This is a genomic window from Nitrospirota bacterium (genome assembly GCA_040757595.1).
In the GTDB taxonomy this organism is placed as follows: Bacteria; Nitrospirota; Nitrospiria; order Nitrospirales; family Nitrospiraceae; genus JBFLWP01.
The window spans coordinates 256,888-273,334 of the sequence record JBFLWP010000002.1 but is presented as its reverse complement, the minus strand read 5'-3'; the positions used below and the strand labels follow the sequence as shown (position 1 = coordinate 273,334).

Genomic DNA, 16,447 nt, shown 5'->3' with positions numbered 1-16,447 from the left:
CCGCTTGGAACGCGCTCCTACGAGCCACCCTTCTTGATCTGCTCGCTCAGGTAGTTTTCCAGCCCGACCTGCTTGATCGTTCGCAGTTGCGTTTCAAACCAGTCAATGTGTTCTTCAGAATCCACCACCATATCCTCCAAGAGATGGCGGGTCGTGTAATCGCCGGCCTTTGCACAGTGCGTGATGGCCTCTCGCAAGAGCTTTACGTCCTCCTGCTCAAGCTTCAGATCGGCGTTGAACAAGTCCGGCACGCTTTCCCCGGAATGGACCGCACCGAGCTTCTGCACGTCCGGAGCACCTTCCAGATAGAGCATGTGGTCAATCACTTTGGACACATGGGCGCACTCCTCATTCGTGCGCTCATGAAGCTCTTGATGCAATCGTTCATAGCCCCAGTTCTCACACATCGCCGCGTGCAAGAGATAGTGATGGACCGCCGTCAGCTCAAGCGTGACCACCTTCTGCAAGAAATCAAGCACGCCCTCTTTGGCTTTCATGGTGACTCCCTCTCCTCTTTGCGGTGGACATCATCGGCGCTCAAGAGCGCTCCCTGCATACCCATATCAGCCGTATGGCAACACCATCATATTTCGACGCGCGGGCGCCTTCTGTCAAGCCATTTGACAAGTAAAAGCGAGGGCGAATCTCGAATTCGGCAAGGCGGGAGGCGACGCGGCAGAAAAGATTCGGAAAGGAGGCCGATCAGCCGGCTTCCTTGTAGCCGCAGTCTTCGTTGCGACACTGGACGGTGACGCCGGCCTGCCGGCTCACCTTTTCGACCAGGAACGGCGCCCGGCAATTGGGGCAGGGCTTGTTGACCGGCCGGTCCCAGATCGCAAATTCGCACTTGGGATAGTTGGCACAGGCATAGAAGGTGCGTCCCTTCTTGCTGCGCTTCTGCGTCAGGTCACCCCCGTCCATCGGACACTTCACGCCGATCGGCAGGGGTTTGGTGGTCTTGCAGGCCGGGTAGGCCGAGCAGGCGAGGAATTTGCCGAACCGCCCCGTCTTGATGACCATCGGGGAGCCGCACTTCTCGCACTTCTCGTCGGTGGTGATCTCCTGTCTGGCGACAACCTTGATGGTCCCATCCGGCAGCCGCTCGAAGTTCTGGGTGTTCTTGCAGGGCGGATCTTCCTTGTAGCCCGGACAGGCCAGGAACTTCCCGTTCCGGCCCCACTTGATCTCCATCATGCGCCCGCACTTTTCGCACGGGATGTTCGTCGGCGGCTCCACCGTGTCCTTGGGGCCGGGAATCCCTTGGGCCTTGTCGATGTCCCTGGTGAACGGGTTGTAGAAGTCCCGGACCGCGGCCACCCATGGCTTCTCCCCCTCCTCGACCTCGTCCAGCTCCTTTTCCATCAGGGAGGTGAAGTCCGTGTTCAGGATGTCCGGGAACCCCTTCACGAGGAAGTCGTTCACCGTCCGACCGGTCTCCGTGGGCACGAACCGGCCTTCGACCTTCTCGACGTACTTCCGTTCCTGGATCGTGGAGATGATCGTCGCATAGGTGGACGGCCGGCCGATCCCCTTCTCCTCCAGCTCCCGGATCAGCAGGGCCTCGTTGTAGCGCGGCGGCGGCTGGGTAAAATGCTGCTTGGGCATGAGGCCGGGCACCGGCTGCCCTTCCCTGACCACCAGCCTCAACCGCTCGCCCTCGGTCAGGGGAGGCAGTTGTCGCTCCGCCTCGTCTTCAGCCTCCTGGTCGGCCTTGCGGCTCTGGGCGGCCAGGTCCCCATCCTTGCCCTCTTGGTACACGGCCAAGTGCCCCTGGAATTTGACGACGGTCCCGTTCGCCCGGAACAGGTACCGGTCTTGCGTCCCTTCGGGCGCGCAGTCGACGCGGGTGACCTCCAGGATCGCCGGCGCCATTTGCGAGGCGACGAAGCGGTTCCAGACCAGCTTGTAGAGCTGGTACTGATCCCGATCCAGATATTGTTTGATCGATTCGGGATCGCGGTGGGCCGAAGTCGGCCTGATGGCCTCGTGGGCCTCCTGCGCGCCCTTCTGGGTCTTGTAGACGTTGGGGCTGGCCGGCAGATAGTTCGGGCCGAACCGTTCGCGGACGAGGTCCCGGGCCTCCGCCGCCGCCTCGCTCGCGATGCGCGTCGAGTCGGTTCGCATGTAGGTGATGAGCCCGACCGGGCCCTCCTTGCCGATCTCCAACCCTTCGTAGAGCTGCTGGGCCAGCATCATGGTCTTCTTGGGCGTGAAGCGCAGCTTGCGCGCCGCCTCCTGCTGAAGCCGGCTGGTGATGAAGGGCGCCACCGGGTTGCGGCGCTTCTCCTTCCGCTCGACGGACTGGACGACGAAGTCTCGTTCCTGCACCGCCGAGACGATCCGGTTGGCTTCGTCGGCCGAGGAGACGACAGCCTCCTGTCCGTTGATGCTGTGCAGCTTGGCTTCGAACGGCGGGGGGGCCGCGCCGGCCAGCGTCGCCGTGATGGACCAGTACTCCTCCGGACGGAACGCCTCCCGCTCCTTCTCGCGGTCGCAGATCAGCTTGACGGCCACCGACTGGACCCGGCCCATGCTGAGGCCCCGCCGCACCTTCTTCCAGAGCAACTGGCTGCCCTGGTAGCCCACGATGCGGTCCAGGACGCGCCGCGCCTGCTGCGCGTTGACGAGGTTCATGTCGATCTGGCCGGGGGATTGCAGCGCCCGCTTGATCGCCGACTCCGTGATCTCGTTGAAGAGCACGCGGTAGACCGTGGGCCCTTTCCCCTTGGCCTTGCCGGCAGGGGCCTTCCCGTTGATCTCCTGGGCGATGTGCCAGGCGATCGCCTCCCCCTCCCGGTCCGGGTCCGGGGCCAGAAAAACCTTCTCCGCCTCGACCGCCTTCTTCTTGATTTCCGCCAGCACCTTGGCCTTGCCCTTGATGGTCACGTACTGCGGCGCGAAGTCCCGATCGAGATCCACGCCCAGCTTGCTGGTCGGCAGATCCTTCACGTGACCGACGGACGCCATCACCGTATAACCCCGTCCCACGTACTTGGTGATGGTCCGGGCTTTGGCCGGCGACTCGACGATGATCAGCGACTTGGCCATGGTTGCTCGCAACGGATTGTCGTGAATGCGTCGGGCCGTGTGATATATACCGACGGCCCTCCGCTTTGCAAGCTTTTCGGCTAATTATACCCGAATGTAGGAGGGTCCCGGCAGTTGACGCACGAGCCCTTTCAATTCCAGCCCCAAGAGCAGGCCGTTGACGTCCGCAGCGGGCAGCCCGGTCCTGGCGATCACCTCGTCGATGTGCATCGGCTCCACGGACAGCGTCGTGCAGAGGGCCGCTTCCCGTTCCTCCAATTTGGGGCCCGGCTGGGTCGCCGCAAGATTGCTGGTCCGCAGCCGTTCCCGGAAGGAATCGTCGAGCTGCGGCAACAGTTCTTCGATCACGTCGCCCGCCTGTTCGACGAGATTCGCCCCCTGCTTGATGAGCCCGTGCGGACCCCGGCTGTTGGCGGACCTGACCGAGCCAGGCACGGCGAAGACCTCGCGTCCCTGCTCGGCCGCCAGCCGGGCGGTGATGAGGGACCCGCTCTGGAGTTCTGCCTCGGCGACCACGACCCCGAGCGACATCCCGCTGATGATGCGGTTGCGGCGCGGGAAATGGTAGCCGTGCGGATAAGCGCCCACGGGTAGCTCGGTCAGCACGGCGCCGGACGCCTCGATCTGCCGGCGGAGCCCCTCGTGCTCCGGCGGATAGGTCCGGTCGATCCCGCAGCCTAGGACCGCCACGGTCCTCCCGCCCGCGTTCAGCGCCCCGCGGTGAGCGGCGGCGTCGATCCCCCTGGCCATGCCGCTGACGATCGTCAAGCCGGCCGACGCCAGAGCCCGGCCGAGCTCCTCGGTCACCAGCTTGCCGGCTTCGGTCGCCCGCCTGGCACCCACGATCGCGACGGCCTGCTGGTCCCGCTGATCCAGCGTCCCGGTCACGTACAGGAACGGGGGCGGGTCCGGAATCATGGCCAACCGACGGGGATAGAGCGGATCCAGGAAGGTGACTAGAGCCACCCGCATCCGCTCCAGCCGCTTCAGCTCCCGGTCGAGGGACCGCCGGGTCTCGTCATCCGGCCCCCGCCGGACGGCCCGCGCCGCCGACGGACTCAAGCCGCCGGACGAGACCAGTTCGTCCACCGACGCGCCCATGGCCGCCCCGGGCGAGCCGAAAGTCCGAACCAGGCCGCATACCTCCGCATCGCCGATCTCCTGCACGGCTCGCAGGGCAAACCACGGCCACAGCGACGCGAGGTCCATGAATCCTCAATCAGGCGGCTTGGAACCTTCAGCCGTCAGCCTGAATAATCCCGCTGAAGGCTGAAAGCTTCTGAGACCTCAGAGGACGGCGATGTCGTACTGTTCCAGGTGAAGCAACGGGTCGGGCTTCACGAGGACTTTGACGTGATATTCCCGCTCCAGATCGTCCAGCCCCTGCCGTTCCTCGTCGTACAAGAGGTCCGACACGGCCGGGTGGACGCCGACCACGATCTTCTGCTCGTCCGGTCCCCGCCCGATCCGGCGGATCTCCCGGAACACCTCGTAGGCCACGGTCGACGGTGACTTCGTGTATCCCCGCCCTTCGCAGTAGCGACAGGGCTCCGACATCGTCCGCAACAGGTCCTCCCGGACCCGCTCGCGGGAGATCTCGATGAGGCCCAGGTCCGAGACGCGGGAGATCCGCGTCCTGGCCTTGTCTCCGGCCATGGCGTCCACCAGCGCCTGGTAGACCCGCTCCCGGTTCTTCTCCCGCTCCATGTCGATGAAGTCGATGATGATGATCCCGCCGATCCCGCGCAGACGGATCTGGTACGCGATTTCCTTCACCGCTTCCAGGTTGTTCTTCAGGATCGTCTCCTCCTGATCCCGCTTGCCGACGTACCGGCCCGTGTTCACGTCGACGACCGTCATCGCCTCCGTATGGTCCACCACGATGTAGCCGCCCGATTTGAGCCAGACCTTTCGGCTGAGGGCGCGGGTGATCTCCATCTCGATCCCCAGGTGGTCGAACAGGCTTTCCTCCTTGTCGTAGTAGTGGATGCGGGAGGTCTGCTCCGGCATGAACCGATGGACGAAATCCTTGACGGCCTCGTACTCCCGACGCGAGTCGATGAGCAGCCGGTCCACCTTCTTGGTGAAGAGGTCGCGGACGACCCGGAAGGTCAGGGTCAGGTCGCTGTGCAGGAGGCTGGGGGCGCCTTGCTGCTCCCGCTTCTTGAGCAGGTCCTGCCACAGACAGTCCAGGAACTCGACGTCCGAGCGCAATTCCTCCTCCTTCACGCCTTCGCTCACGGTGCGGACGATGTACCCGCAACCAGGCTTGCGGATCCGCTTCATGATCTCCTTCAGCCTGGCCCGCTCCTCGTCCTTGGGAATCCGGCGCGACACGCCGATGTGCTCCACGTTCGGCATGAAGACGAGGAACCGACCCGGCAGCGAGACGTAGGTCGTGACCCGCGGGCCCTTGGTGCCGATCGGCCCCTTGGAGATCTGCACCGTTACCTCCTGGCCTTCTTCCAGCAGTTGCTCGATCGGCTTGCCCGTCTGCCTGCGGGGCCTCGGCATCTCGGGCCCCTTGTCATCCTCCTCGCTGTCCATCAAGGTGTCGTTCGCCTCGATGTCGAACGACAAATCCGAGACGTGCATGAAGGCGGCCTTTTCCATCCCGATGTCCACGAACGCCGCCTGCATGCCCGGCAGGACCTTCACGACCCGCCCCTTGTAGACGTTGCCGACGAAGTCCTTGTTCTTGGCGCGGTCCACGTACAGATCGGTGAGCACGCGGTTGTCCAGGACCGCCGCCCGGGTTTCTTCCCGAGTCACCGAAATCGCAATTTCGAGCCCCATGGTCACTCCTCAAATCGAAGGCGAGAGGCTCGGGGCGAGAGGCAACCGCACGATCGCCTCCAGCCACGCACCCCGCGCCAATCCAAATTATCAATAAAACAACGTCAACCGCCGGCGCTTGATGTTGAGCAGCAGGCCCAGGGCGGCCATCGTCGTCACCACCGCGCTCCCCCCGTAACTCATCAGGGGGAGCGGAATGCCGACGATCGGCAGCAGGCCAGCGGTCATCCCGATGTTCACGACGAAACAAAAGCCGATCATGGCGATCACGCCGGACGCCAGGAGCGCTCCCAACGCGTCCTTGGCTTTCAGAGCGATCTCCAGCGACAGCATGATCAGCGCTACGAACAGACCCAGGAACACCAGCCCTCCCAGGAATCCCCATTCCTCCGCGAAGACCGCGAAGACGAAATCCGTGTGCCCCTCGGGCAGGAACTTGAGCTGGCTCTGAGTCCCGCCGTAGAGGCCCTTGCCCAGCAACTCGCCTGAGCCGATTGCGATCCGCGACTGGAGCCCGTGGTACCCCTTCCCGCCCGTGTCGTAAGCCGGATCCACGAACGTCATGATCCGCTCGCGCTGGTAGTCGTGCAGCGCCCCCCAGACCATCTCCCAGGCAAATGGAAACAGCATCAGCGCCCCGAGCAGCAGCACCCCGAGCGCTTTGGATCGCATGCCGACCACCAGCAGCATCCCGGTGTAGATGGACAGGAAGCTGAGGCCGCTGCCGAGGTCCGGCTGCTTCAGGATCAGGAGCAGGCCGGGCATCATGATCAGCCCGGGCAGGACCACCCGCTGCAGCCAGCCCTCGCGCGGCGCGTTGGCGTAATAGGTCGCCAGCACCAGGATCAGGACCAGCTTCGCGAACTCGGACGGCTGGAACGCGAACGGCCCGAGCGGAATCCACCGCTGCGCGCCTCGGCTGGTCTTGCCGGCCACGAGGACCACGGCCAGCAGGAGGAGCATCACCGCGTACAGGACGTAAGACCAGCGGGCGATCTCGTGATAGTCCACCATGAGCATGGCCAGGAAGACCGCGCAGCCGATCAGGATCCAGACCATCTGCTTGGCGTACAGCGGAAGCCCCGTGCCCGCCTGCGCATACGTGACGCTGTAGATGGACAGGACCCCGATCACGAGGATCGCGCCGATCACCCCGAGGAACTGCCAGTCGAAGCTGTCCAGCCTGCGGCTGTCCAGAACCCGATCGATCATCGGCGCTCCCGCATCGCCACCTCGATCCCGTCCGGCCGGACCGGCTCCGGCGTCCGAGCCAGGTGCGTGACCGGCTTCGTCAGGTTCACATAGCCCTCGATCATCTGCTTGGCGAGCGGGGCGGCCGCCGACCCGCCGTGCCCCATATGCTCGACGAGGACGGCGACCGCGACGCGCGGCTCGTCCGTCGGCGCATAGGAGACGAACCAGGCGTGGTCCCGCAGCTTTTTGGGAAGATCCTTCCCGTCCCCGGACCGCAGCGCGGCGGTCTGGGCCGTGCCGGTCTTGCCGGCGATCGAGACGAGCGCGGACCGGGCCCTCGTCGCCGTGCCCCTCGTGACGACCCCCGCGAGGGCGTCCCTGATGAGACCAAGCGTGTCCGCGGCCACCGAGAGCCGGCCGTTGGGCACCGCCGGGAGCTCCTGCAGCCGGCCGGTCTCCCGTTCCATCACGGCCCTGACCAGATGAGGGCGGAACGAGACTCCGTCGTTGGCCACGGTCGCGATGAGGTGCGCCATCTGGATCGGCGTGACCGTCACGTACCCCTGTCCGATCGAGGCCGAAATCGTCTCGCCCGGAAGCCAGGCCTGCCCCTTGGCCTTCTGCTTCCACGCCAGCGACGGCACGATCCCCACCCGCTCGGAGTAGAGGTCGATGCCGGTCTCGCGTCCGAGCCCGAACTGGCTGGCATAGGCGGCGATCGTGTCAATCCCCATCCGCTGGCCGACCGTATAGAAAAAGACGTCGCACGAATCCACGAGCGCCTGGGTGACGTCCATGGGGCCATGCCCGCCCTTTTTCCAGTCCCGGTACACCCGGTTGCCGAACGCGAAGCCCCCCACGCAACGGATCTTCGCGGACGGGTCGATGGTCTTGGTTTCGAGCGCCGCGGCCGCCATGACGATCTTGAACGTGGAGCCCGGCGGGTACTGGCCCTGCGTGGCCCGATTGGTCAGCGGGCGGGACTCGTCCTGGACGATCGCCGCCCACTGTTTGGCGGTCAGCTCGCGCGAGAGGAGATTGGGATCGAACGTCGGGCGGCTGGCCAGCGCCAGCACGTCGCCCGCGGTCACGTCCAGCATCACGATCGCACCGGCCTCCTCGCCCAACAGCTCTTCGGCCAGCCGCTGCAGGCGAACGTCGATCGTCAGGTAGAGGTCTTCCCCGGGCCGAGACCGCTGGACCGAGACCGTGCGGACCTCGTGACCCAGGGCGTCGGCCTCGATCACCTTCTGGCCGGGCTTCCCACGGAGGATGCGGTCGTAGGTCTTCTCGACCCCGTACTGGCCGACGACGCTGTCTTGGTACAGGTCCTCCGCCTCTTCCTTTTCCAATTCCTCGGCGGAGATCTGTCCCACGTAACCCATCAGGTGCGCCGCCGTGACCCCGGCCGGATAGTTCCGCTTGGATTCCGCCTGGATCATGACGCCGGGAAGATCCAGCCGGTGCGATTCGATCAACGCCGCTTCCCGGAGCGACAGGCCTTCTTTCAACTTCCTCGGCACCAGCTTCGGCCCCCGCTCGGACAGCTTCTTGCGAAGCGCGCTCTCGTCCAGCCCGATCAGGCGGACGAGCCGCTGAACCAGGACGTGACGGTCCTTCACGTCCTCCAGGGTCACGTAGAGGGTGAAGCTGGGCACATTGTTCGCCAGGAGGACTCCGTTGCGGTCGTAGATCAGCCCGCGCGCCGGCGCGAGAATCACCGACCGGGTCCGGTTGTTCTCGGACAGGTCCCGATAGTAGCTCCCGTCCCGGATCTGCAGATGCCAAAGACGGAGCGCCAGCAACCCCACGATCAGCAGCACGGCGATCTTCAGGATCGTCAGTCGCCGCTGGAGCTCGCGCAACTCGTCCTGTGAAACTCCGTGCCCCACCACGATGCGTGCTCCCGATCTCAGCCCACCAGCCCGACTGGAGCCCGCGGGGCCTGCTGATGCCGCCGTCCCGTCACGCTGAGGAGCCAGTACAGCCCTCCGCCGACGACCGTGTTGAACAGCGCCTCCGGCAACAGCACGAAGCGGACCATGTCCAGACGGTCCATCAACCCGATCCCCGTCTTGACCGAGGCCATGGCGACCGCCCCGGAGAGGGCCGAGAAACCTGCCAGGGCCAGCATGACCGTCACGGGGGTCACGTCGGTCACGTGCCGGCCCACCAGGCCGCCGAGGAGCCCGGCCAAGGCCTTGGTACCCATATTCAGCATCGGCGGGCCGGCCGAAAAGAGGTCCTGCCCCAAGCCCAGCGCCAGGCCTATGAGCAGCCCTTCCAGCCTGCCAGCCACGATCCCCACCAGACAGGCCGCCACCAGGCAGAGGTCCGGACGAACGCCCCAGAGGCTGAGGCCGTTCAGCACGGTCACCTGGATCGGAACGAGCCCCAGCGCCAATCCCGCGTACAGAGCCGGCTTCATGGACTGCCCGTCTTGGGCGAGGGACCCGGTCCCTCGCCCGTCCCGAGCGGACGGGGGTCCGTGATCACCAGCACCTCTTCCACTTTCCGGGTCTCCACGTCGGGCACGATCTCAGCCGACTGGAACAGGTCCCCTTCGGCTTTCTCGATGCGGGTGACCGTCCCGACGGCGAGCCCCTTCGGGAACCCGCCGGTGAGCCCCGACGTCACCACGACGTCCCCGGGCCGCACCGTCGAGAGGAGCGGGATGTATTTCATGCGCGCCTTGCCTTCCGCGGTGCCCTCGACGATGCCCTCGTCTCTGGTCCGCTGGATCAACCCGGTCACCGCGTTGTTCGGATCCGTGATCAGCAGCACGACCGACGAGACCGGCGTGGTCTTCACCACACGCCCCACGACCCCGGCCGGCGTCATCACACCCATCTCGGCCCGAATGCCGTCCCGTTCGCCCTTGTTCAGAACGAGGCCCCGGTACCAGTTCGTCGCGTCGCGCCCCATCACCTGCGCGGCGACGGTCCGGAGCTCCTGGCTGGATTGCAAAGCCAGCAGCGCGGTCAGGCGCTGCCCGGCCGCCGCGATCTCCCGCAGCTCGTTGTTCCGCCCCCGCAGGGCCTCCACCTCGCGGCGCAGCCGCTGATTCTCCTCGGCCACGCCCCTGAGCGCCAGGTACCTCTCCCACAGGTCACGCGCTGAGCGGTCCAACGCCGCGAACGCCCCGAGGGGCAGGGCGAGGACCTGGGCGATCGGCTTGCCGACGTTCTGCAGCAGCCCCTGGCTCTGTTTGGGAAGGACGAAGACGACCGACAGGAGCAGGATGAAGAACCCCAGCACCACCCGCCTGGTTCCGGATGTCGTGCGCAACATGGCCATGCCCGTGCGGATGGAGCGGTCAGCGGGAGCTGCTGCTGCACTGGGACATCACGGAGACCTTGCGCAGGAGATCCAGCTCGTCGAGGATCTTGCCCACCCCCAGGACCACGGACGTGAGCGGATCGTCCACCGTGATGATTGGCAGGTTCGTCTCCTCGCGGAAGCGCGTGTCCATTCCCTTGAGCAGGGATCCGCCGCCCGTCAACACGATCCCGCGATCGATGATGTCGCCGGCGAGCTCCGGCGGCGTGTTCTCCAGCGCCACCTTGATTGCGTTCACGATCGTGCCGATCGGCTCCTGCAGCGCCTCCCGGATCTCCGCGTCGTCGATCTCGATGGTCCGGGGAATGCCGGAGATCAAGTCCCGCCCTTTGATCGCCATCGTCTTCTTCTCCTCGAACGGGTAGGCCGACCCGATCTCCACCTTGACGCGCTCGGCCATGTGCTCGCCGATGAGGAGGTTGTATTTCTTCTTCACGTAGTTCATGACGGCGTCGTCCATGCGGTCGCCCGCCACCTTGACGGATTCGCTGTACACGATCCCGCCCAGCGAGATCACCGCGATGTCGGTCGTGCCGCCCCCGACGTCCACGACCATGTTGCCGGACGGCTCGGTGATCGGAAGCCCGGCGCCGATCGCCGCCGCCACCGGCTCTTCGATCAGGTAGACTTCCCGTGCGCCGGCCAGCTCGGCCGAATCGCGCACTGCGCGCTGCTCCACCTGCGTGATCCGCGACGGCACCCCGATGATGATGCGCGGCCGGACGAACGTACTCCGGTTGTGCGCCTTCGTGATGAAGTACTTCAGCATCCGCTCGGCCATTTCGAAGTCCGCGATCACGCCCTCCTTCATCGGGCGGATGGCGGTGATGTTCCCGGGGGTGCGGCCGAGCATCTTCTTGGCCTCCGCCCCGACGGCGAGGACCTTCTCGCTCTTCTTCTCGACCGCGACCACGGAGGGCTCGTTCAGGACGATGCCCTTGCCCCGCACGTAGACCAACGTCGTGGCGGTGCCGAGATCGATGGCCAAGTCGTTCGAGAACCAGCCGAGAACGTCGCTTGTGAATCCCACCTTGTGCTCCTTCCGTCAGGCACGGTCACGGCGACCGCGCCCGGCCAACTGGGTACGTGTCGGGTCAGTCGCGCCAGTCGAGCTGGCCCGCATCCAAGACCTGCGTCTGCGCGATTTCGTCACCGAGCCGGACACCCCGGTCATTGCCGATGATCAACAGCGTTTCGAACCCGGCGATGGCGGCTGCCAGCGCCCACCCGATGTAAGGGAGCGGTAACAGCAGGTACGCCAGCGCGAGGGGCAAGTTGCGGACGATGGACTCCCGGAAACCGGCAAATTCCTGAGTGCGCGTGACCACGGTCTGCAGACCGATCAGCCGCTTGCCGACACTGCTTCCGCCCGAGAATCCATCGGCGATGAGCACGTAGACCAGCCCCGCCAGCCACCCGACCGGAGGAACCAGCCGGTCGGCCGCAGCCACGATGATCAAATCCACGGTTTTCGCGATCAGACGGTTGAGGGTGTGCGCTTTGGGATACACCCCCTCGCCCAAAGGGTTCCCTTCCCGCCCCTCTCCCGACAAGCGTCCTCCATGCAAAGGTCGCGTCAGTATAACAAAGTTCATGCCCCATCACAAATTTCTCAACATTTTCAGGCATATCATGTCTTGCCTTTCCCGGCCGTGACCGGTACAATTTCCCTTCGAATTCGAGCAAGGAGCGGCATCATGATCAAGCTCATGCGGGACAGCGCCCACAAGTATCCCTGGCTGTTGAAATCCATCATGGGAGCCCTGGCCATCGCCTTCGTGATCACGATGGGCTGGTGGGGGTTCGGCGAACAGGAATCCAACGCCGTCGCGTCCGTGGGGGATCTGACGATCTCCCGCGACGAGTTCCGACGGAGCTACGAGAACACCTATCGGTTCTACCGGGACAACGTGAAGGGCGAGATCAAGGAAGAGGAGATGAAGCAGTTCGTCATCGAGAGCATGGTCGAGAACAAGCTGTGGACCCTGGCCGCCAAGGAACTGGGGGCGGCCGTGAGTCCGGCCGAGCTGCGCGACGACATTCTCAGCCGGCAGGACTTTCAGCGGAACGGCAAGTTCGACCCGGAGCTCTACCGGCGCATTCTGGCCGCCAACCGCTTGACGCCGGCGCTGTTCGAGTCCATCTATGCCGGCGAGCTGCTGACCGCCAAGGCCAAGACGATCGTGCGGGATTCGGTGGCCCTGACACCGGCGGAGATCGCCGAGGCGGAGGCCCTCATGGCCCGCCAGCCGGCGACCGGAGCGGCCGGCGGCCAGTCGGCCAAGGAGCGGATCCTGCAAGACTTCTTGCTGCAGAAGCAGCAGCGCGCTCTGGTCGCCTACACCCAGTCCCTCAAAGCCCGCATCCCGATCCAGATCAGAAAAGAATTGCTGTAATAGCCGTCAGCCCTCAGCGGTCAGCTTGCAGCCTGGACAAGATGGGGCTCCCTTCTACCCGAAGCGAATAGCTGACGGCTGATTGCTGACCGCTTCCTCAGAGGATCAGCATCGCGTCGCCGTAGGAGTAAAACCGGTACCGCTCCTTGACCGCCTCTTCATAGACTGCCCGCAGCCGCTCCACGCCCGCCAGGGCCGAGACGAGCATGAGCAGCGTGCTCCGCGGCAGGTGGAAGTTGGTCAGGAGCGCGTCAATGACCTGGAACCGGTAGCCGGGCGCGATGAACAGGTCCGTCTCGCCCCGGATCGGCTTGACCCTCCCCCGCTCACCGGCCGAGGCCTCCAGGGCCCGCGCGACCGTGGAGCCGACCGCCACGATCCGCCCTCCCCCGCGTTTCGTCTCCTCGACCGTCTCCGCCGTTTCCGTCGGTACCACGATCCGTTCCGGCAACATCCGGTGTTCCTCAACCCGTGGTGCCTTCACCGGCAGGAACGTGCCCAGCCCGACGTGGAGCGTCACGGTGGCGAGCCCGATCCCCCGCCCACGCAGGGCATCGAGGAGCCGCTCCGTGAAGTGCAGGCTGGCCGTCGGGGCGGCGATGGAGCCGTCCGTCCTGGCGAAGACCGTCTGGTACCAGGTCCGGTCCTCCCCCGTGGGTTCCCGTTTGATGTAAGGCGGGAGCGGCATCAGGCCGACCTCTTCGATCAGCTCCCGGACAGGGCGGGACCCGGCGAACCGCACGACCGTCTCGCCCGCGCCACGCAGCAGAACGGTGACGGTGGCCCCCTGCCCCAGCTCGATGACCTGCCCCGGCTCGACTTTCCCCTTGAGCAGCACCTCCCACGTCCGCTCTTCGCGCTCCTTTACCAGGAGCAGCTCGACCTTCCCGCCGGTCGGGCGCTTGCGACCGACCAGACGGGCCGCCAGCACCCTCGTGTCGTTCACAACGAGCAGGTCGTTGGGACGGAGCAATGCAGGCAGGTCATGGACCCGGTGGTGAGACCAGGAGCCGCCGGTTCGGGGCACGAGCAGGAGCCGAGCCTGGTCGCGGGGCTCGACCGGACGGGTTGCGACCAGCTCGGGATCAAAGGGAAAATCAAAATCGGCCAGCAACATCAACGGGCGGCGGGAGGAGCCAGGTCAACCGTTCGCAGGTCCTTGAGGTCGGTTCCCGGAAAGTAATAGCGCAGGATGGTGTCGAACGGATAGCCCAGTTCGGCCATTTCCTTGGCCCCCCACTGACAGAGCCCGACCGCATGCCCGGCCCCTCGGCCCGTCAAGACGACGGAGCGGCCGATGGATTCGACCTCGAACTGGGTGCTGGGAATCACCCCGTAGCCGACCGCCCGACGCAGGTCCTCGCCCCGGAGGAGCAATTCTCCCTGTGAGTGGAGCAGGCGCAGCTTCGTGACCCGTCCGGCCGGTGTGAAGGCGTAGGGCGTGAGGCTGGCGATGGCCCCCACGCGCAGGCCCTGCCTTCTGAGCTTGTCTTCCAAATCCTGCAAGGTGAATTCCGCCCGCCACTGATAATAGGGAGAGCCCTGGTCGAAGGGGCAATCAACCCCCTTCAAATAAGGCAGGTCCTTGGACCAGACGGTCAGCGCGTCTTCGGTCGGGCCCGCGGCCGTAGACGAGAAGGCAGCCAAGATCGGCACGTTCCGGAAGGTCAGCACGAGCCCTCTGGTGGCTTCCACCGCCTGCTGGACCCGTTGATCCAGCCCGGCCCGGCCCCGATAGACCTGATCCTGGACGGTTGCGACCACGTCGTAGGCCGGGTCCCGGTTGAGACGCCTCTGGTAGAGGGCGTAGGTGCGCGCCACCACCGCCTGCACCTTGAGCGCTTCCTGATGCCAGCCGGCGTTCATCTCCGCCGGCACCACTCCCTTGACGTATTCCTCCAACTCCACCCGGTTGACTGCCATGAGGCCCCGGCCGCGGCTGGCGATCTGAAGGGCTCCGCCCACCGCGATCCGCTCAGGCCGCTCAAGCCAGAGATCTCCCTCCTGCGCTCGGACCAGCAGGGAGCCATCCGGCCAGGCCTCGCCGTTCACCATGAGCCCCGTCCCGTCCGCAGCGGAGGTCACGACCAGCGGGCCGGCGAAGCTCCGCTCCTGACCTGCTTGGGTCAGAGCGACGAGTCCCCGGTCAGCCGTCACCGTCACCCGCTGGGCCTCCTGGGCCAGCAGGACCCGGATTCCCTCGGCCCTGGCGGAACAGGCCAGGGCCCACCAGCAGAGCACGAGGCAGAAAGTGGCGACAACGCGCATCACGATTACCGTCTGGACAGAAAATACCAGAGGAGGCTCAGCACCACGCTGATCAGGAGGCTGGTGGCCAGGGGGAAGTAAAAGGTGAAGTGATCCCGCTTGATCAGAATGTCCCCGGGGAGCTTGCCGAACCACCCCAGGCCGTTGCCGGATCCGGGCAGCTTGCCGAGGAGGGACAGGAGGGCCCCCATCAGGGCGAGCCCCAGGCCCATCACGATCAGCACCTTGCCCAGCCAGCTCCAGTCCGGCATGGGTCACCTCACTTGTCAGTTCCAGGGGCTCGCGTCGCCCCCTCCACCGGCGAAGCCGGATGGAGCCTCCCCCTCTCGCTCGCCTCGCTCGCTAGGGAGTCCAACCAAGATCTCGGCGATCTGGACCGCGTTGAGCGCCGCTCCTTTCCGGAGATTGTCCGCCACGACCCAGAGGTTCAAGCCGTTGGGGATCGACTCGTCCTCGCGGATCCGGCCCACGTAGACCTCGTCCTTCCCGGCCACGTCCAGCGGCATCGGATAGACCTTGCGGGAGGGGTCGTCGAACACGAGCACGCCCGGCGCGGCGGCCAGGATCGCGCGCGCCTCGTTGGCCGTCAGCTTCCGCTCGGTCTCGATGTTGACGGCCTCCGAATGGCCGACGTAGACCGGCACCCGCACCGTGGTGGCCGTCACCTGGATCGTCTGATCCCCCATGATCTTCCTGGTCTCGTTGACCATCTTCATCTCTTCCTTCGTGTACCCGCTGGGCAGAAAGTCGTCGATGTGCGGGAGACAGTTGAAGGCGATCTGATAGGGATAAACCTTGGGCTGCGGCTCCTTGAAGCTGAGGAGCGCCTGACACTCCTCCATCAGCTCGTCCATGGCCTCCTTGCCCGTTCCCGAGACCGACTGGAAGGTCGTCACGACGACCCGCTTGATCCGAACCCGGTCGTGGAGCGGCTTGAGCGCCACGACCATCTGGATCGTGGAGCAGTTCGGGTTGGCGATGATGCCCCGGTGCCGGCCCGCATCCTGCGGATTGACTTCCGGCACGACGAGGGGCACGTCCTTCTCCATGCGCCAGGCCGCGCTGTTGTCGATGACCACGGCTCCAGCCTTGGCCGCGATCGGCGCGTACTCCCGGCTCACGTCGGTGCCGGCCGAAAAGAGAGCGATGTCCACCCCCCCGAACGAGTCCTTGGTCAACAGTTTGACGGTCACGTCCTGGCCGCGGAAGGTCACGGAGCCGCCGGCCGATCGGGACGATGCCAGGGGAAGGAGCGTCTCCACGGGGAACTTCCGCTCCTCCAGCACCTCGATCATTTCGGCCCCGACCGCACCGGTCGCGCCGACCACCGCCACCTTGTAGGCCGGTTTCTTCGTCAGCATCCCCTCCGCTCCTCTTCCAGCACCTTCGTCACTCGTCCACCCATC

At 65.5% G+C, this 16,447-nt stretch carries 15 protein-coding genes; 1 reads left to right on the top strand and 14 read right to left on the bottom strand.

The genetic code is table 11. The features are described from left to right. Nucleotides 1–17: 17 nt before the first annotated feature. The 10 genes from bfr to AB1411_03145 form a co-directional block, all read right to left on the bottom strand. Nucleotides 18–497, bottom strand: coding sequence for a bacterioferritin (gene bfr / locus AB1411_03190; protein MEW6542595.1), 480 nt, complete (start codon nt 495–497; stop codon nt 18–20). A 205-nt stretch (nt 498–702) separates the two neighbouring features. Beyond that, entirely contained in the window at nt 703–3,048 is a 2,346-nt protein-coding gene (gene topA / locus AB1411_03185; GenBank protein MEW6542594.1) for a type I DNA topoisomerase, read from the bottom strand. Between the two features lie 84 nt (nt 3,049–3,132). Then, nucleotides 3,133–4,257, bottom strand: coding sequence for a DNA-processing protein DprA (dprA, locus tag AB1411_03180; protein ID MEW6542593.1), 1,125 nt, complete (start codon nt 4,255–4,257; stop codon nt 3,133–3,135). Nucleotides 4,258–4,335: 78 nt separating this feature from the next. Continuing rightward, on the bottom strand, nt 4,336–5,844 hold the full coding sequence (locus AB1411_03175) for an Rne/Rng family ribonuclease (protein ID MEW6542592.1): 1,509 nt from the start codon (nt 5,842–5,844) through the stop codon (nt 4,336–4,338). Between the two features lie 90 nt (nt 5,845–5,934). Then, nucleotides 5,935–7,056: a rod shape-determining protein RodA gene (rodA, locus tag AB1411_03170; protein ID MEW6542591.1), complete on the bottom strand. Its 1,122-nt coding sequence runs from the start codon at nt 7,054–7,056 to the stop codon at nt 5,935–5,937. Next, nucleotides 7,053–8,933: a penicillin-binding protein 2 gene (mrdA, locus tag AB1411_03165; protein MEW6542590.1), complete on the bottom strand. Its 1,881-nt coding sequence runs from the start codon at nt 8,931–8,933 to the stop codon at nt 7,053–7,055. The genes rodA and mrdA overlap by 4 nt, the downstream gene beginning before the upstream one ends. A gap of 17 nt (nt 8,934–8,950) precedes the next feature. Next, nucleotides 8,951–9,466, bottom strand: a complete 516-nt coding sequence (locus AB1411_03160) for a hypothetical protein (GenBank protein ID MEW6542589.1) — start codon at nt 9,464–9,466, stop codon at nt 8,951–8,953. Continuing rightward, nucleotides 9,463–10,329 (bottom strand): rod shape-determining protein MreC, encoded by an 867-nt coding sequence (mreC, locus tag AB1411_03155; protein ID MEW6542588.1) that lies wholly within the window; start codon nt 10,327–10,329, stop codon nt 9,463–9,465. Before mreC ends, AB1411_03160 begins: the two co-directional genes overlap by 4 nt. A 25-nt stretch (nt 10,330–10,354) precedes the next feature. After that, nucleotides 10,355–11,407 carry a rod shape-determining protein gene (locus AB1411_03150; GenBank protein MEW6542587.1) on the bottom strand — a complete coding sequence of 351 codons (1,053 nt, stop codon included), beginning with the start codon at nt 11,405–11,407 and terminating at the stop codon, nt 10,355–10,357. A gap of 64 nt (nt 11,408–11,471) precedes the next feature. Next, nucleotides 11,472–11,900, bottom strand: coding sequence for a hypothetical protein (locus tag AB1411_03145; protein ID MEW6542586.1), 429 nt, complete (start codon nt 11,898–11,900; stop codon nt 11,472–11,474). 174 nt (nt 11,901–12,074) lie between these two features. Here AB1411_03145 and AB1411_03140 point away from each other — a divergent pair, with 174 nt between their 5' ends. Beyond that, a complete protein-coding gene (locus AB1411_03140) occupies nt 12,075–12,773 on the top strand; it encodes a SurA N-terminal domain-containing protein (protein ID MEW6542585.1) in 699 nt (232 codons plus the stop codon). 97 nt (nt 12,774–12,870) lie between these two features. On the opposite strand, the gene queA is transcribed toward AB1411_03140, so the two are convergent. From queA to AB1411_03120, 4 genes are read right to left on the bottom strand one after another with little or no spacing between them, the layout of a single operon-like run. After that, a complete protein-coding gene (gene queA, locus AB1411_03135) occupies nt 12,871–13,890 on the bottom strand; it encodes a tRNA preQ1(34) S-adenosylmethionine ribosyltransferase-isomerase QueA (protein MEW6542584.1) in 1,020 nt (339 codons plus the stop codon). Beyond that, on the bottom strand, nt 13,890–15,041 hold the full coding sequence (locus tag AB1411_03130; GenBank protein MEW6542583.1) for a SpoIID/LytB domain-containing protein: 1,152 nt from the start codon (nt 15,039–15,041) through the stop codon (nt 13,890–13,892). Before AB1411_03130 ends, queA begins: the two co-directional genes overlap by 1 nt. A 5-nt stretch (nt 15,042–15,046) precedes the next feature. Beyond that, nucleotides 15,047–15,292: a DUF2905 domain-containing protein gene (locus AB1411_03125; GenBank protein ID MEW6542582.1), complete on the bottom strand. Its 246-nt coding sequence runs from the start codon at nt 15,290–15,292 to the stop codon at nt 15,047–15,049. 15 nt (nt 15,293–15,307) lie between these two features. Further along, complete coding sequence (locus AB1411_03120; GenBank protein MEW6542581.1) at nt 15,308–16,402, bottom strand: aspartate-semialdehyde dehydrogenase; 1,095 nt, start codon at nt 16,400–16,402, stop codon at nt 15,308–15,310. Nucleotides 16,403–16,447 lie beyond the last annotated feature (45 nt).

What these genes read in the sequence shown, in the direction of transcription:
- bfr (MEW6542595.1), bottom strand. Translation starts at nt 497, where the DNA reads ATGAAAGCCAAAGAGGGCGTGCTTGATTTCTTGCAGAAGGTGGTCACG.
- topA (MEW6542594.1), bottom strand. Translation starts at nt 3,048, where the DNA reads ATGGCCAAGTCGCTGATCATCGTCGAGTCGCCGGCCAAAGCCCGGACC.
- dprA (MEW6542593.1), bottom strand. Translation starts at nt 4,257, where the DNA reads ATGGACCTCGCGTCGCTGTGGCCGTGGTTTGCCCTGCGAGCCGTGCAG.
- AB1411_03175 (MEW6542592.1), bottom strand. Translation starts at nt 5,844, where the DNA reads ATGGGGCTCGAAATTGCGATTTCGGTGACTCGGGAAGAAACCCGGGCG.
- rodA (MEW6542591.1), bottom strand. Translation starts at nt 7,056, where the DNA reads ATGATCGATCGGGTTCTGGACAGCCGCAGGCTGGACAGCTTCGACTGG.
- AB1411_03160 (MEW6542589.1), bottom strand. Translation starts at nt 9,466, where the DNA reads ATGAAGCCGGCTCTGTACGCGGGATTGGCGCTGGGGCTCGTTCCGATC.
- mreC (MEW6542588.1), bottom strand. Translation starts at nt 10,329, where the DNA reads ATGTTGCGCACGACATCCGGAACCAGGCGGGTGGTGCTGGGGTTCTTC.
- AB1411_03140 (MEW6542585.1), top strand. Translation starts at nt 12,075, where the DNA reads ATGATCAAGCTCATGCGGGACAGCGCCCACAAGTATCCCTGGCTGTTG.
- queA (MEW6542584.1), bottom strand. Translation starts at nt 13,890, where the DNA reads ATGTTGCTGGCCGATTTTGATTTTCCCTTTGATCCCGAGCTGGTCGCA.
- AB1411_03130 (MEW6542583.1), bottom strand. Translation starts at nt 15,041, where the DNA reads ATGCGCGTTGTCGCCACTTTCTGCCTCGTGCTCTGCTGGTGGGCCCTG.
- AB1411_03125 (MEW6542582.1), bottom strand. Translation starts at nt 15,292, where the DNA reads ATGCCGGACTGGAGCTGGCTGGGCAAGGTGCTGATCGTGATGGGCCTG.
- AB1411_03120 (MEW6542581.1), bottom strand. Translation starts at nt 16,402, where the DNA reads ATGCTGACGAAGAAACCGGCCTACAAGGTGGCGGTGGTCGGCGCGACC.